We start from the raw sequence: 14,944 nt of genomic DNA, 5'->3' as shown, positions 1-14,944 counted from the left end.
CTAGGACGTCAGTCATGTACAAGCTGTTCTTCAACCTCGTCTTCAAGCGCATGGACCCCGAGAAGGCCCACTACCTGGCCTTCCGCTGGATCCGCCTCGCGGCCCGCACGCCCGTCCTGCGCACCTTCGTGGCGGCCGCTCTCGCGCCGCGCTACAAGGAGCTGCGCACGGAAGCCCTCGGTCTCCGTATGCACGGTCCCTTCGGCCTCGCCGCCGGCTTCGACAAGAACGCCATCGCGATCGACGGCATGGCGATGCTCGGCTTCGACCACATCGAGATCGGCACGGTGACGGGCGAGGCCCAGCCGGGCAACCCGAAGAAGCGCCTCTTCCGGCTCGTCCCGGACCGCGCGCTGATCAACCGCATGGGCTTCAACAACGAAGGCTCGCTGGCCGTCGCCGCGCGCCTGGCCTCCCGCAACCCGGTCATCAGGACCACGGTCGGCGTGAACATCGGCAAGACCAAGGTCGTCCCCGAGGCCGAGGCCGTCGGCGACTACGTGAAGTCCACGGAGCGCCTCGCCGCCTTCGCCGACTACCTCGTCGTGAACGTGTCGTCGCCGAACACGCCCGGCCTGCGCAACCTCCAGGCCACGGAGGCGCTGCGCCCGCTGCTGACCGCCGTGCGCGAGGCCGCCGACCGCACCGTGCGCTCCCGCCGCGTCCCCCTGCTGGTGAAGATCGCGCCCGATCTGGCCGACGAAGACGTCGACGCGGTCGCCGACCTGGCCGTCGAGCTCGGCCTCGACGGCATCATCGCCACGAACACGACGATCTCCCGCGAGGGCCTGAAGACCCGTGGCGACGTCGTGAGCGAGACGGGAGGCCTCTCCGGCGCTCCCCTCAAGGAACGCTCCCTGGAGGTCCTCAGGCGCCTGTACGCGCGCGTGGGGGACAAGATCACCCTCGTGGGCGTCGGCGGCATCGAGAACGCCGAGGACGCCTGGCAGCGCATCCTCGCCGGTGCCACCCTCATCCAGGGCTACTCGGCCTTCATCTACGAGGGCCCGTTCTACGCCCGCGCGATCCACAAGGGCCTCGCCGCCCGCCTGAACAACTCGCCGTACCCCACGCTCGCCGACGCGATCGGCGCCGATGTGAAGAAGGTGTCCGCATGACGGTCCTCGAACCCTTCGGCGCCCGCCTGCGCCGCGTCATGGACGAGCGCGGTCCGCTGTGCGTGGGCATCGACCCGCACGCCGCCCTGCTGTCCTCGTGGGGCCTGAACGACGACATCGCCGGCCTGGAGTCCTTCACGCGCACGTCCGTCGAGGCGCTGGCCGACACGGTCGCCGTGGTCAAGCCGCAGATGGCGTTCTTCGAGCGGTTCGGCTCGCGCGGCGTCGCCGTCCTGGAGAAGGCCGTGGCCGACCTGCGCGCGGCGGGCACTCTCGTCGTCATGGACGCCAAGCGCGGCGACATCGGCTCGACCATGGCCGCGTACGCGGAGACCTACCTGCACAAGGACTCGCCGCTGTTCGTGGACGCCCTGACGGTGTCCCCGTACCTCGGCTACGGCTCGCTGAAGCCCGCCGTCGACCTGGCCCGCGAGTCCGGCGCCGGACTCTTCGTGCTCGCCCTCACCTCCAACCCCGAGGGCGGCGAGGTCCAGCACGCGGTGCGCGCCGACGGCCGCGACGTCGGGGCGACGATGCTCGCGCACCTCGCCGAGGAGAACGCGGGGGAGACCCCCATGGGCTCCTTCGGCGCGGTCGTCGGCGCCACGCTGGGCGACCTCTCCTCGTACGACCTCGACATCAACGGCCCGCTCCTCGCGCCCGGCATCGGCGCGCAGGGTGCCACCGCCGCCGATCTTCCGACGGTGTTCGGCGCGGCCGCGCGCAACGTGGTGCCGAACGTCAGCCGCGGGGTCCTCAAGGCCGGTCCGTCCGTGCCCGCGCTGCGGGACGCGGCGGTCCGGTTCGCGGATGAAGTGCGCGAGGCGGTCGCGGGCGTCGCCTGACGCTCCTCGGAGGTCTGCCGGAGCACCCGCGGAAGGCCGTTCGACGCCTTCCGCGTGGTGGCACTCCGTGCCGACCTTGGGCTTCGCGTACGAATCCTGACCGATTTCACCGCCGTTTTGCCCTAAATGTCGGACTCGATGGAGGCTGACCAGGACTTTTCCGCTGTTCTCGCTGACTCGGACGGCCTTGGCCGCTAGTCTCCGACGAGAGCGAACGGGCAAGCGCATTGCACGTTGCTCCCCAGGTGTGGGGCGACTAGGTTCCTCACCGGTCCGTATCCGACAGTTCGACATCCGAGGTGACGTAGGCGTGGCTCTTCCGCCCCTTACCCCTGAACAGCGCGCAGCCGCGCTCGAAAAGGCCGCCGCGGCTCGCCGGGAGCGGGCCGAGGTCAAGAATCGACTCAAGCACTCCGGCGCCTCCCTTCACGAGGTCATCAAGCAGGGCCAGGAGAACGACGTCATCGGAAAGATGAAGGTCTCCGCCCTCCTCGAGTCCCTGCCGGGCGTGGGCAAGGTCCGCGCCAAGCAGATCATGGAGCGCCTCGGGATCTCCGAATCCCGCCGGGTGCGCGGTCTCGGTTCCAACCAGATCGCCTCCCTGGAGCGCGAGTTCGGCAGCACCGGCGCCTGAGTGACGGTCACCGGCCCCAGGGCTGGTCCCGGCACTCCGGAACAACTGGAATAATCGCTGCATGAGTGAACGTCCGCGGCTGACCGTGCTCTCCGGCCCCTCTGGAGTCGGCAAGAGCACGGTCGTCGCTCATATGCGCAAGGAACACCCCGAGGTCTGGCTCTCGGTGTCGGCGACGACCCGCAAGCCGCGCCCGGGCGAGAAGCACGGAGTCCAGTACTTCTTCGTCACCGACGAGGAGATGGACAAGCTGATCGCCAACGGCGAGCTCCTTGAGTGGGCCGAGTTCGCGGGCAACCGCTACGGCACGCCACGGCGCGCCGTGCTCGACCGCCTGGAAGCGGGCGAGCCGGTCCTCCTCGAGATCGATCTCCAGGGCGCTCGCCTGGTCCGCGAGTCGATGCCCGAGGCGCAGCTGGTCTTCCTCGCACCGCCGAGCTGGGACGAGCTGGTCCGTCGGCTCACCGGGCGCGGCACCGAGGCGCCTGAGGTCATCGAGCGCAGGCTCGAGGCCGCGAAGGTGGAGCTGGCCGCCGAGGCGGAGTTCGACACGACCCTTGTCAATACCTCCGTCGAGGGCGTAGCGCGTGAGCTGCTAGCCTTGATGAAAGTTCTTTGATCTTTACCCCAGTCGGAACCCCTCCGGTTCCGGCCCCCATCGGAAGGCAGAGAGTGTCCTCTTCCATTACCGCGCCCGAGGGCATCATCAACCCGCCGATTGATGAGCTCCTCGAAGCAACCGACTCGAAGTACAGCCTGGTCATCTACGCCGCCAAGCGCGCGCGTCAGATCAACGCGTACTACTCGCAGCTCGGTGAGGGCCTGCTCGAGTACGTCGGCCCGCTGGTGGACACGCACGTCCACGAGAAGCCGCTCTCGATCGCCCTTCGTGAGATCAACGCGGGTCTGCTGACGTCCGAGGCCATCGAGGGCCCGGCGCAGTAACGCACGTCGTCTCGACAGTTTTCACGTCATCCCAGGCCCGGCAGCGCGACTGCCGGGCCTGTGGTGTGTCATGGAGTCGTACGTTTCCTCGTACGCAGCGGATTCAGGGGAGAGCCGGTGTCCAAGCCGAAGGTCGTTCTGGGAGTCAGTGGTGGGATCGCCGCCTACAAGGCGTGCGAACTGCTGCGTCGGCTGACGGAGTCCGGCCACGACGTGCGCGTCGTGCCCACCGAATCGGCGCTGCACTTCGTCGGCGCCGCGACCTGGTCCGCGCTCTCCGGCAACCCCGTCTCCACCGAGGTCTGGGACTCCGTCCACGAAGTCCCGCACGTCCGGATCGGCCAGCACGCGGACCTCGTGATCGTCGCCCCGGCCACCGCCGACATGCTCGCCAAGGCCGCCCACGGCCTGGCCGACGACCTCCTGACGAACACCCTGCTCACCGCCCGCTGTCCGGTCGTCTTCGCCCCCGCCATGCACACCGAGATGTGGGAGCACCCGGCGACCCAGGAGAACGTCGCCACGCTGCGCCGCCGCGGCGCCCGCGTCATCGAGCCGGCCGTCGGCCGGCTGACCGGCGTGGACACCGGCAAGGGCCGCTTCCCCGACCCGGCCGAGATCTTCGAGTACGTACGCCGCGTCCTGGCCCGCGGCGCCGCACCGCAGGACCTCGCCGGGCAGCACGTCGTCATCAGCGCCGGCGGCACCCGCGAACCCCTGGACCCGGTCCGCTTCCTCGGCAACCGCTCCTCCGGCAAGCAGGGCTACGCGCTGGCCCGGACGGCCGCCGCCCGCGGCGCCCGCGTCACGCTGCTGTCGGCGAACGCGGCGCTGCCCGACCCGGCCGGCGTCGACGTCGTCCACGTGGGCACCGCCGTGCAGCTGCGGGAGGCCGTCCTCAAGGCGGCCGCCGACGCCGACGCGGTCGTGATGGCCGCGGCCGTGGCGGACTTCCGCCCGGAGACCTACGCCACCGGCAAGATCAAGAAGAAGGACGGCGAGAACCCGGCGCCGATCGCGCTGGTCCGCAACCCGGACATCCTCGCCGAGATCTCCGGCGACCGGCCCCGCCCCGGTCAGCTGGTCGTCGGCTTCGCCGCCGAGACCGACGACGTCCTCGCCAACGGCCGCGCCAAGCTCGCCCGCAAGGGCTGCGACCTGCTCGTCGTCAACGAGGTCGGGGAGCGCAAGACCTTCGGCTCCGAGGAGAACGAAGCCGTGATCCTGGGCGCCGACGGCACCGAGACCCCCGTCCCGTACGGCCCGAAGGAAGCGCTCGCCGACCAGATCTGGGACGAGGTCGTGCGCCGCCTGCCGGCCCGGTAAAGAATTCGCGAACGTGGCTCGCACCCCAGAGGGACCGGAATTCCACGTTCGCCCCTTCGGGTGCCTCGAACCCCCGGAAACGCGGGAATTTCGGGCGCCCCGCACCCTTCCGAAGACCGATCGTCGTATCGGAGAATGCGGTGTCGCAGGTCACAGCGCTCCCAAGTGGCGAGACGCGTGGTCCGGCGGCCGAGCACGACCGATAAACTGTTCCCGGACGGTGCCAGGCGCAGCCCCCGGCCCGTCCTTCAATGATCAGCCAGCAGCCGCTGCAACCACAGGGAGCGTTGTGTCCCGTCGCCTGTTCACCTCGGAGTCCGTGACCGAGGGTCACCCCGACAAGATCGCTGACCAGATCAGCGACACCATTCTCGACGCACTGCTGCGTGAGGACCCCACGTCCCGCGTGGCCGTCGAGACGCTGATCACCACGGGCCTCGTGCACGTGGCCGGCGAGGTCACCACCAAGGCGTACGCGCCGATCGCGCAGCTCGTGCGCGAGAAGATCCTCGAGATCGGCTACGACTCGTCGAAGAAGGGCTTCGACGGCGCGTCCTGCGGCGTCTCCGTCTCCATCGGCTCGCAGTCCCCGGACATCGCGCAGGGCGTCGACACGGCGTACGAGAAGCGCGTCGAGGGCGACGACGACGAGCTCGACAAGCAGGGCGCGGGCGACCAGGGCCTGATGTTCGGCTACGCGTGCGACGAGACGCCGGAGCTCATGCCGCTCCCGATCCACCTCGCGCACCGCCTGTCGCGCCGCCTGTCCGAGGTCCGCAAGAACGGCACGATCCCCTACCTCCGCCCGGACGGTAAGACCCAGGTCACCATCGAGTACGACGGCGACAAGGCCGTCCGCCTCGACACGGTCGTCGTCTCCTCGCAGCACGCGTCGGACATCGACCTGGACTCGCTCCTCGCGCCCGACATCCGCGAATTCGTGGTCGAGCCCGAGCTCAAGGCGCTCCTGGACGACGGCATCAAGCTGGAGACCGAGGGCTACCGCCTCCTGGTCAACCCCACCGGCCGCTTCGAGATCGGCGGCCCGATGGGCGACGCCGGCCTCACCGGCCGCAAGATCATCATCGACACGTACGGCGGCTACGCCCGCCACGGCGGCGGCGCCTTCTCCGGCAAGGACCCGTCGAAGGTCGACCGCTCCGCCGCGTACGCGATGCGCTGGGTCGCCAAGAACGTCGTCGCCGCCGGCCTCGCCGCCCGCTGCGAGGTCCAGGTCGCGTACGCGATCGGCAAGGCCGAGCCGGTCGGTCTGTTCGTCGAGACCTTCGGCACGGCGACGGTCGACACGGACAAGATCGAGGCCGCGATCACCGAGGTCTTCGACCTCCGTCCGGCCGCGATCATCCGAGACCTCGACCTGCTCCGCCCGATCTACTCCCAGACGGCCGCCTACGGCCACTTCGGGCGCGCGCTGCCCGACTTCACCTGGGAGAAGACGGACCGCGTGGACGCGCTGCGCAAGGCCGCGGGGCTGTAGTCCCCTCCGACCACTGCCGGGCCCGGCTCTCCTTCGGGAGGGCCGGGCCTTCGCGTTGTCACAGGTCCTCGGGCCTGCCGGTTGCCGCAGAGCCGTTCGCGCCGGGTCGGCGTGGACCAGGTCGACGGAGCGTGGTCGGGGGTCTTCGGAGAGCCGGGTTCTGCCGGGCGGTGCGCCGGGGGCGGTGCGGAGGGCACGAGCCCGATCAGTGTGCCGTCCGCGTCGAGAGCCGCGTCGAGAGCCGCGTCGCAGAGCCGGGCGAACTCGGCCGACGCTCGCTTGCGGCCCGTCTCGACCTTGCTGATCTGGCCCTTGCTGTAGTGGACTGCGGCAGCGAACTCCGCCAACGTCAGTCCCGCGGCCATGCGTAAGCGGCGCAGTTCGGCGCCGAACGGCGGTGCCCCTCCCAGCATGTTCCCCCCTCATGCCCGACACCGGTGACTCGCCCCGGAGTGGCTGTCGTCGGCAGCCAGCGTCGGCTCCCGGCGATGACACGAGCAAGGGCACGACCGGTGTTTCCCGTTTCCAGTTGAGATACCTGGATCGAGCCGGACGCGGCGGTCGTGCCCGGCGTCGCGTCTGGATCACGGGCGGAATTGGCCGGTCGGGCGCTGTTGCGGCAACGGAGGCCGAGTGGTGGGGCCGCCCGCCTGACGGTCCTGACCCGGCCCGATGTCAGCCCCCTCTGGTAGGAATGCAGGCGTGAGCAGCGAGAACGACACCCCCGACGAGCCTGCCGGAGGCGAGCCGGAGCAGTTGGCGTTGATTCGGGAGAGCGTGCGCAGGGCCAAGGCGCCGAAGGCCAAGCCGCGGACGTGGCGGGGGGCCGCGCTGGCCGAGGAGTTGCCGGTCGCGCGAGTGCTCGTGGACAAGGGCGTGCTGCATCTGGACCGGTACTTCGAGTACGCGGTGCCCCAGGAGCTGGATGCCGTGGCCCAGCCGGGGGTGCGGGTGCGGGTGCGGTTCGGGGCCGGGTCGAGGAACGTGCGGGACGGGCGGCGCGAGGGCGGCGGCCTGATCGACGGGTTCCTGGTCGAGCGGGTGGCCGAGGCCGAGTACCAGGGGCCGCTCGCCGCCCTGGCGCAGGTGCTGTCGCCGGAGCCGGTGCTCGACCCGGAGGTGCTCGGGCTGACGCGGGCCGTCGCCGACCGGTATGCGGGGAGCCTGGCCGACGTGCTGCAGCTGGCGATTCCGCCGCGGCACGCGAAGGCCGAGGCGCGCGAGTTCCCGGCGCCGCCGCCACGGCCCGTCGCGCCCGATCCCGGTTCGTGGCGGCGGTACGAGCGGGGCGCCGACCTGCTCGCCTCGCTCGCCTCGGGCGGGGCGCCGCGGGCCGTGTGGACCGCGCTGCCCGGGCCCGAGTGGGCCGAGGAGATCGCGCGGGCCGTGCAGGCGACGCTCGCGTCGGGGCGGGGAGCCCTGGTCGTCGTGCCGACGGTGCGGCTCGCCGCGCGGGTCGACCAGGCGTTGGGGGACGTGCTGGGGCCGGGGCAGCACGCCCTGCTGACCGCCGACGCGGGGCAGCAGCGCCGGTACTCGGAGTGGCTCGCCGTGCGGCGGGGGGCCGTCCGGGCCGTGGTGGGGACGCGGGCCGCCATGTTCGCGCCCGTACGCGATGTGGGCCTCGTCGTGGTGTGGGACGACGGCGACTCCCACCACAGCGACGACCACGCCCCCTTCCCGCATGTGCGGGAAGTGCTGGAGCTGCGCGCCTCCCGGGACAAGTGCGCCTTCCTGCTGGGGAGTTGGAGCTGCACCGTGGAAGCGGCGCAGCTGGTGCGCAGCGGCTGGGCCGCCGCCGTCGCCGCGCCCCGCGAGGTGGTGCGGCGCACCGCTCCGCTCGTCAGGACCGTGGGCGACCTGGACGTCGCACGGGACGAGGCCGCGCGCGCCGCCCGGCTGCCCAGCCTCGCGTGGGAGGTCGCGCGGACGGCGCTGCGGGACGGTCCTGTCCTCGTGCAGGTGCCCCGCAGGGGTTATGTGCCGAGGCTCGCCTGCCAGCAGTGCCGCGAGCCAGCCCGGTGCCGGCACTGCGCGGGACCGCTGGAGGCGCGGGAGTCGACCGGGACGCTGGCCTGCGGCTGGTGCGGGCGCGAGGAGGCGCACTGGCACTGCGCCGCGTGCGGAGGCACCCGGCTGCGGGCGCAGGTCGTCGGGGCGCGGCGGACCGCCGAGGAGCTGGGGCGGGCGTTTCCCGCCGTGCCGGTGCGCACGTCGGGACGCGAGCAGGTGCTCGACACCGTGTCAGGGGCGCCCGCGCTCGTCGTGAGCACGCCGGGCGCCGAGCCCGTCGCCGAAGGGGGGTACGCCGCCGCGCTGCTGCTCGACGGCTGGGCGATGCTCGGGCGGCCCGACCTGCGGGCGGGCGAGGACGCGCTGCGGCGGTGGATCGGCGCGGCCGCGCTGGTCCGGCCTCAGGAGGCGGGCGGCACCGTGGTCGTCGTCGCCGAGCCGACGCTGCGCCCCGTGCAGGCCCTGGTCCGGTGGGACCCGGTGGGCCACGCCGTCCGGGAGCTGGCCGACCGGGCCGAGCTGGGGTTCCCGCCGGTGTCGCGGATGGCGGCGGTGGCCGGCGTCCCGGACGCGCTCGCCGACTTCCTCCGGGTGGTCGAACTGCCCCCGGACGCCGAGGTGCTGGGCCCCGTCCCGGTGCCCGACGCGGGGCCCGGCGGCGCCCGCAGGCCGGGGGCGCCGCCGCCCGGTGAGCACTGGGAGCGCGTCCTGGTCCGGGTGCCGCCCGGCAGCGGCGCGGCCCTCGCCCGCGCCCTGAAGCAGGCGCAGGCCGCCCGGATGGCGCGGGGCGGCACCGAGCCGGTGCGGGTGCGGGTGGATCCGCTCGACATCGGGTGACCGGACGTCAAGGCGATCTGACGCCAGGGCGTCAACCGGGCGCGTGCACACCGCACTTCCGATGCCGGACGACCCCGTGCACACACCATCGCCGCCCCGTGCCTGAGTGTGGCTCCGCACACACCACTGCCTCCCCGCGCCTGAGTGCGGGGAGGCAGTGGGCGGGTCGGACTCAGCCGTTGCGCGGACCGGGGAAGGCGCCCGGACGGGCCTCTTCGCGCAGCACGGGGCTGCCCGCGGTCGGCTGGGTCGGCATGGAACGGGCGGCGGGGACCGACGGCAGCGGACCCGCGCCCATCGGCAGGGCGGGACGCGCGGGCGCCGGTGTCTCCGTGGCGCGCTCGGCGTCGGCGGCCGCCTGGGTGGCGGCCCTGCGGGCTCCGTAACGGCGGTGCACCGCCTGCTTGGTGACTCCGAGCGCGGAGCCCACCGCGTCCCACGAGAAGCCCAGCGAACGGTCGAAGTCCACGGCGGCGGTCACCAGGGTCTCGACGCTGTCGCGCAGCTCCTGGGCGAGACGGACGGTGGGGGCGGGGGCCCTTCCGTAGACGACGAACCCCGCGGAGGGGCCGGAGCGGCGCGGGCGGTAGACGTTCCCGAGCTGCGCGGTGAGGGTGCGCAGCGCGTCCACCTGCCGCCGGACCCGCTCGATGTCCCGCACCAGGAGGTGCAGGCTGGCCCGTGCCTGGGCGTCGTGGGTTGCGTGGTCGGCCATGAACAAGCCTCTCGAACCGGCGATGTAAAGGATGGGACCGCGCCCGCGTCAGGCGACCGGATGTGATGACGACTGAGCGATTGCGGCCCGTGGGTTGGTCAACTCTTTCTTGACCAACGCGCCATACGGTGAGGGGTCACGCTGTTCGGGCGTATCCGCATATGCGCGGGGCGCACGTCGCGGCGCGCGCCCCCACCCCCGCCGAGCCGGACGTGACTGGGTGCGCGGCGCGGAACCCCCATAGACTGGTGCGCTGCCCTTGACCCTGCCCCGAGAGGCCGTTAGCCACCGATGAAGCTCGTCTTCGCCGGCACCCCCGAGGTCGCCGTTCCCGCTCTGGACGCCCTGATCGCCTCCGACCGGCACGAGGTCGCCGCGGTCGTCACCCGGCCCGACGCCCCCGCCGGACGCGGCCGCCGCATGGTCGCGAGCCCGGTCGCCGAGCGGGCCGAGGAGGCCGGCATCGAGGTGCTCAAGCCCGCCAAGCCGCGGGACGAGGAGTTCCTCGCCCGGCTGCGCGAGATCGGCCCGGACTGCTGCCCGGTCGTCGCGTACGGCGCGCTGCTGCCGCGCGTCGCCCTCGACGTGCCGGCCCGCGGCTGGGTCAATCTGCACTTCTCGCTGCTGCCCGCCTGGCGTGGGGCGGCGCCCGTGCAGCACGCGGTCATGGCCGGGGACGAGATCACGGGCGCGTCCACCTTTCTCATCGAGGAGGGGCTCGACTCCGGGCCGGTGTACGGCACGGTGACCGAGGCGGTCCGGTCCACCGACACCAGCGGCGACCTGCTGACCCGGCTCGCGTTCGCGGGCGCGGGGCTGCTCGTCGCCACCATGGACGGCATCGAGGACGGCTCCCTGAAGGCGGTGCCGCAGCCCGGCGACGGGATCTCCCTCGCCCCGAAGATCACCGTGGAGGACGCCAGGATCGACTGGGCCGCGCCCGCGCTCCGGGTCGACCGGGTGGTGCGCGGCTGCACCCCGGCGCCCGGCGCGTGGACCGAGTTCCGCGGCGAGCGGCTCAAGGTGCGCTCCGCCGTGCCGGTCCCCGACCGCACCGATCTGGCCCCGGGCGAGCTCGCCGTCGGCAAGAAGAACCTGTACGTCGGCACCGGCTCGTACGCCGTCGAGCTGCTCTGGGTGCAGGCCCAGGGCAAGAAGCCGATGGCCGCCGCCGACTGGGCGCGCGGGGTGCGGATCGCCTCCGGGGAGCGCCTGGGCTGACCCGTCGGCCCGGTGCCCCCTCGGGGGTCCGCCGGACGGCCGGGACGTACGCTGGGAGGGTTCACCCCGGCGTACCGCCCCTGCGCGTCGCCCGTACGATCCCACCAGCGGAGCACCTTTGAACGACCAGACGACCCCGTCGAACCGCGGCCCCCGCAAGTCCGGGAAGCCCGGCAAGCCGCACCGCCGCCCGCAGAAGGACCCCGTGCGCATCCTCGCCTTCGAGGCGCTGCGCGCGGTCGACGAGCGGGACGCGTACGCGAACCTCGTGCTGCCGCCGCTGCTGCGCAAGGCCCGCGACAAGGGCGGCTTCGACGGCCGGGACGCGGCGCTCGCGACCGAGCTCGTCTACGGGACGCTGCGCCGGCAGGGGACGTACGACGCGATCGTCGCGGCCTGCATCGACCGGCCGCTGCGCGAGGTGGATCCGCCCGTCCTGGACGTGCTCAACCTCGGGGTGCACCAGCTCCTCGGGACGCGGATCCCGACGCACGCCGCCGTCTCCGCCTCCGTCGAGCTGGCCCGCGTCGTGCTCGGCGACGGCCGGGCCAAGTTCGTCAACGCCGTGCTGCGCAAGGTGTCCCAGCACGATCTCGACGCCTGGCTGGAGCGGGTCGCGCCTCCGTACGACGACGACCCCGAGGACCATCTGGCCGTCGTGCATTCGCATCCGCGATGGGTCGTGTCGGCGCTGTGGGACTCCCTGGGAGGCGGTCGCGCGGGCATCGAGGACCTGCTGGAGGCCGACAACGAGCGGCCCGAGGTCACCCTCGTCGCACGGCCCGGGCGGACCACGGCCGAGGCCGTGCTCGACGAGGTCGGCGAGGAGTCCGGGCTGCCCGGCCGCTGGTCGCCGTATGCGGTGCGGCTGGCGGAGGGCGGCGAGCCGGGCGCGTTCGACGTCGTGCGGTCCGGCCGGGCCGGCGTGCAGGACGAGGGCAGCCAGCTCGTCGCCATCGCGCTCGCGAACGCTCCGGTCGAGGGCAGGGACGAGAAGTGGCTGGACGGCTGCGCGGGTCCCGGCGGCAAGGCCGCGATGCTGGCCGGGCTCGCCGCCGAGCGCGGGGCGACGCTGCTCGCCTCCGAGAAGCAGCCGCACCGCGCCGGGCTCGTGGCGAAGGCGCTCGCCGGGAACCCGGGTCCCTACCAGGTGATCGCCGCGGACGGGACGCGGCCGCCGTGGGGTCCCGGCACGTTCGACCGGGTCCTGATGGACGTGCCCTGCACCGGGCTCGGCGCCCTGCGGCGGCGCCCCGAGGCCCGGTGGCGGCGGCGACCGGAGGACCTCGACGGATTCGGTCCGCTGCAACGCTCCTTGCTGCGCACGGCACTTGAGTCCGTCCGCGTCGGCGGTGTCGTCGGCTACGCCACGTGCTCGCCGCACCTCGCCGAGACGCGGGCCGTCGTCGACGACGTGCTGAAGGGTTTCGACGGGGCCGAACTCATCGACGCGCGGCCCCTGTTGGCGGGCGTGCCGGCGCTCGGCGACGGTCCCGACGTGCAGCTGTGGCCGCATCTGCACGGGACCGACGCGATGTACCTAGCCCTGATCCGGCGTACCGTCTGACGTCTTCGCGAGGGAGTGGGGCCACCACACGCGGGGCCCCACGTCCAGGAACAGCGACGTCACCAGGACCGACCGCACCACGAACGTGTCCAGGAGCACGCCGAGCGCCACCGCGAAGCCGATCTCCGCGAAGGCCACCATCGGCAGGGTGCCGAGCGCCGCGAACGTGCCCGCCAGGACCAGGCCCGCCGAGGTGATCACGGCACCGGTCGCGGCCAGGCCGGTGACGACGCCGGGGCGGGTGCCCTGGCGGGCGGCCTCCTCGCGGATGCGGGTCGTGAGGAAGATGTTGTAGTCGATGCCGAGCGCCACCAGGAACACGAAGACGAAGAGCGGGAAGTCCGTCGACTCGCCCGCGTAGTCGAAGAGGTGGCGGAAGGCGAGCGCGCTGACGCCGAGCGCCGCCGCGAAGGACAGCACGACCGTCCCGATCAGCAGCAGGGGTGCCACCAGCGCCCGCAGCAGCAGCCCGAGGATCAGCAGGACGACCACCAGGACCAGCGGGATCACCAGTTTGTTGTCGTGCGCGGTCGCCCGGTCCATGTCGAGCAGCGCCGCCGTGCCGCCGCCCACCTTCGCGTCCGCCCCGGGCACGGCGTGCACCGCGTCGCGCACCCGGTCCACGGTGTCCTTGGCGGCCTGGCTGTCGGACGGTGCGGTCGTCGTCGCCTCGAAGAGGACCCGGCCGTCGTGCACGGGCCGGGTGTTCGGGGGCACGCCGATACTCCGCGGCACCACGCCCTCGGTGGTGGCGACGGCCCGGCCGACCCGCTCGCCCTGCGCCCGGTTCGCGACGATGACGAGCGGGTCGCCGGTGCCCCCGGGGAAATGCTTCGCGGAGATCTCCTGGCCCACGATCGAGTCCGGCTTGTCGGTGAACGAGTCGGCGTTGCTGATGCCCTCGGCCCTGAGCTGGATCAGTCCGAGGGAGAGCAGCGCCAGGGCCACCGCCGTCGCCGCCCAGACCGTGCGCGGCCGGCGGGCGATGCGGCGCCCGATGCGCGCCCACACGCCCCGCTCGGTGGGCTCGGGGCTGCCCATGTGGGGGATCGCCGGCCAGAAGATCCACCGGCCGAAGATCACCAGCAGGGCCGGGAACAGCGTGAGCATCGCCGACAGCCCGACCGCGACCCCGATCGCCGCCACCGGACCCAGGCCCCGCGTCGAGTTCATGTCGGCCGTGAGCAGGACGAGCATGCTCAGCACCACGGTCGCGCCGGACGCGAGCACGGCCGGGCCCGCCCGGTGCAGGGCCAGCGCCATCGCCTCGTGCCGGTCGTCGTGCCGGCGCAGCTCCTCCCGGTAGCGGGCGACCAGGAGCAGCGCGTAGTCCGTCCCGGCGCCGAACACGAGCACCGTGAGGATGCCCGCGCTCTGCCCGTTCACGGTCAGCCCCGCGTGCTGGGCCAGGAGGTAGATCAGGGCCTGCGCCGTGAACAGCGCCGCCACCACGCTCACCACCGGCACCAGGAGCAGCGTCGGACTGCGATAGGTGAACAGCAGGATGACGATCACGATGCCCAGGGCCGAGAGCAGCAGCGTCGAGTCGATGCCCTCGAAGGCCGCGGAGAAGTCCGCGGAGGTGCCGCCGGGGCCGGTGATGTGGATCTGCAGCCCGTCGACTGATTTCCCGGTCCGGTCGCGGATGGAGTCCACGGCGGGCGCGATCCGTTCCCAGCCCTTCTCGTCCATCGTCACCGGCACGTAGACCTGGGCCGCCGACGCTCCCGCCTTCTTGTCGAAGACCGGTCCGCGGGTCTCCGTGCCGCGCAGCCCGTGGTCGCCGAGCTGCTTGAGCTGGCGGACGTCCGCGGCGATCCGGGCCCGGTCGGCCACGGTCAGCCCGCCGTCCCGTGCGTAGATCACGACGGCCGGGATCGTCTCGGGCCTGAAGTCCTTGGACAGGTCGAGGACTTGGGTCGACTCGGCCGAGCCGGGCAGCCAGGACTGTGCGTCGTTGTCCTGTGCGTCGGTGAGCTTCTGGGCGAGCGGCGCGGTGCCCACGATGACGATCAGCCACAGCAGCAGCACCAGCCACTTGCTGCGCCGCCCGCACACGAGCCAGGCGACCCCGCGCTGCCGGTCCGGCCCGGTGCTCCGTACGCCGTCACTGTGTCCGTCCGCCATGGCGCCCCCCGCTGCGTCGTGCGCGGTGTGATTCCCGTCGGTCCGTCGGGCCGCCCACCATGGCACGCAAGGGCACGGCTCGGCATCGGTATCGCGTG

13 protein-coding genes are annotated in these 14,944 nt (G+C 72.7%); 10 read left to right on the top strand and 3 right to left on the bottom strand.

The window, feature by feature from the left end:
* The first annotated feature begins 14 nt into the window (after positions 1 to 14).
* The 7 genes from M4J07_RS06640 to metK all read left to right on the top strand — a co-directional run bounded on the left by M4J07_RS06640 (position 15) and on the right by metK (position 6,366).
* Positions 15 to 1,118, top strand: coding sequence for a quinone-dependent dihydroorotate dehydrogenase (locus M4J07_RS06640; protein WP_255968328.1), 1,104 nt, complete (start codon positions 15 to 17; stop codon positions 1,116 to 1,118).
* Complete coding sequence (pyrF, locus tag M4J07_RS06635; RefSeq protein ID WP_255968326.1) at positions 1,115 to 1,963, top strand: orotidine-5'-phosphate decarboxylase; 849 nt, start codon at positions 1,115 to 1,117, stop codon at positions 1,961 to 1,963. The genes M4J07_RS06640 and pyrF overlap by 4 nt, the downstream gene beginning before the upstream one ends.
* A 310-nt stretch (positions 1,964 to 2,273) precedes the next feature.
* Entirely contained in the window at positions 2,274 to 2,597 is a 324-nt protein-coding gene (locus M4J07_RS06630; RefSeq protein ID WP_026246651.1) for an integration host factor, read from the top strand.
* 61 nt (positions 2,598 to 2,658) lie between these two features.
* Positions 2,659 to 3,216, top strand: a complete 558-nt coding sequence (gmk, locus tag M4J07_RS06625; RefSeq protein WP_255968321.1) for a guanylate kinase — start codon at positions 2,659 to 2,661, stop codon at positions 3,214 to 3,216.
* Between the two features lie 53 nt (positions 3,217 to 3,269).
* Positions 3,270 to 3,542 (top strand): DNA-directed RNA polymerase subunit omega, encoded by a 273-nt coding sequence (gene rpoZ, locus M4J07_RS06620; protein WP_005319902.1) that lies wholly within the window; start codon positions 3,270 to 3,272, stop codon positions 3,540 to 3,542.
* A 117-nt stretch (positions 3,543 to 3,659) separates the two neighbouring features.
* Positions 3,660 to 4,868, top strand: coding sequence for a bifunctional phosphopantothenoylcysteine decarboxylase/phosphopantothenate--cysteine ligase CoaBC (gene coaBC / locus M4J07_RS06615; protein ID WP_255968301.1), 1,209 nt, complete (start codon positions 3,660 to 3,662; stop codon positions 4,866 to 4,868).
* Positions 4,869 to 5,157: 289 nt separating this feature from the next.
* On the top strand, positions 5,158 to 6,366 hold the full coding sequence (metK, locus tag M4J07_RS06610; protein WP_255968298.1) for a methionine adenosyltransferase: 1,209 nt from the start codon (positions 5,158 to 5,160) through the stop codon (positions 6,364 to 6,366).
* On the opposite strand, the gene M4J07_RS48210 is transcribed toward metK, so the two are convergent.
* Positions 6,279 to 6,779, bottom strand: coding sequence for a helix-turn-helix domain-containing protein (locus M4J07_RS48210; protein WP_308284733.1), 501 nt, complete (start codon positions 6,777 to 6,779; stop codon positions 6,279 to 6,281). The two genes, metK and M4J07_RS48210, sit on opposite strands and share 88 nt — an antisense overlap.
* A gap of 289 nt (positions 6,780 to 7,068) precedes the next feature.
* On the opposite strand from M4J07_RS48210, the gene M4J07_RS06600 reads away from it, so the two are divergent.
* Positions 7,069 to 9,216: a primosomal protein N' gene (locus M4J07_RS06600; protein WP_255968296.1), complete on the top strand. Its 2,148-nt coding sequence runs from the start codon at positions 7,069 to 7,071 to the stop codon at positions 9,214 to 9,216.
* Positions 9,217 to 9,388: 172 nt separating this feature from the next.
* Here M4J07_RS06600 and M4J07_RS06595 read toward each other — a convergent pair whose 3' ends face one another.
* Positions 9,389 to 9,931, bottom strand: a complete 543-nt coding sequence (locus M4J07_RS06595; RefSeq protein WP_255968294.1) for a hypothetical protein — start codon at positions 9,929 to 9,931, stop codon at positions 9,389 to 9,391.
* Between the two features lie 291 nt (positions 9,932 to 10,222).
* Here M4J07_RS06595 and fmt point away from each other — a divergent pair, with 291 nt between their 5' ends.
* Positions 10,223 to 11,152: a methionyl-tRNA formyltransferase gene (fmt, locus tag M4J07_RS06590; RefSeq protein ID WP_255968291.1), complete on the top strand. Its 930-nt coding sequence runs from the start codon at positions 10,223 to 10,225 to the stop codon at positions 11,150 to 11,152.
* 118 nt (positions 11,153 to 11,270) lie between these two features.
* Complete coding sequence (locus tag M4J07_RS06585; protein ID WP_255968289.1) at positions 11,271 to 12,719, top strand: RsmB/NOP family class I SAM-dependent RNA methyltransferase; 1,449 nt, start codon at positions 11,271 to 11,273, stop codon at positions 12,717 to 12,719.
* Here M4J07_RS06585 and M4J07_RS06580 read toward each other — a convergent pair.
* Complete coding sequence (locus M4J07_RS06580) at positions 12,693 to 14,846, bottom strand: MMPL family transporter (RefSeq protein WP_255968286.1); 2,154 nt, start codon at positions 14,844 to 14,846, stop codon at positions 12,693 to 12,695. The two genes, M4J07_RS06585 and M4J07_RS06580, sit on opposite strands and share 27 nt — an antisense overlap.
* Between the last annotated feature and the right edge of the window lie 98 nt (positions 14,847 to 14,944).

The organism is Streptomyces longispororuber (genome assembly GCF_024448165.1).
In the GTDB taxonomy this organism is placed as follows: domain Bacteria; phylum Actinomycetota; class Actinomycetes; order Streptomycetales; family Streptomycetaceae; genus Streptomyces; species Streptomyces longispororuber_A.
Note: the sequence above shows the minus strand (reverse complement) of the source record. Positions and strands in the feature narration are given on the sequence as shown.

Coding starts and splice junctions, on each gene's coding strand:
- M4J07_RS06640 (WP_255968328.1), top strand. CDS start 15: ATGTACAAGCTGTTCTTCAACCTCGTCTTCAAGCGCATGGACCCCGAG.
- pyrF (WP_255968326.1), top strand. CDS start 1,115: ATGACGGTCCTCGAACCCTTCGGCGCCCGCCTGCGCCGCGTCATGGAC.
- gmk (WP_255968321.1), top strand. CDS start 2,659: ATGAGTGAACGTCCGCGGCTGACCGTGCTCTCCGGCCCCTCTGGAGTC.
- M4J07_RS48210 (WP_308284733.1), bottom strand. CDS start 6,779: ATGCTGGGAGGGGCACCGCCGTTCGGCGCCGAACTGCGCCGCTTACGC.
- M4J07_RS06595 (WP_255968294.1), bottom strand. CDS start 9,931: ATGGCCGACCACGCAACCCACGACGCCCAGGCACGGGCCAGCCTGCAC.
- fmt (WP_255968291.1), top strand. CDS start 10,223: ATGAAGCTCGTCTTCGCCGGCACCCCCGAGGTCGCCGTTCCCGCTCTG.
- M4J07_RS06580 (WP_255968286.1), bottom strand. CDS start 14,846: ATGGCGGACGGACACAGTGACGGCGTACGGAGCACCGGGCCGGACCGG.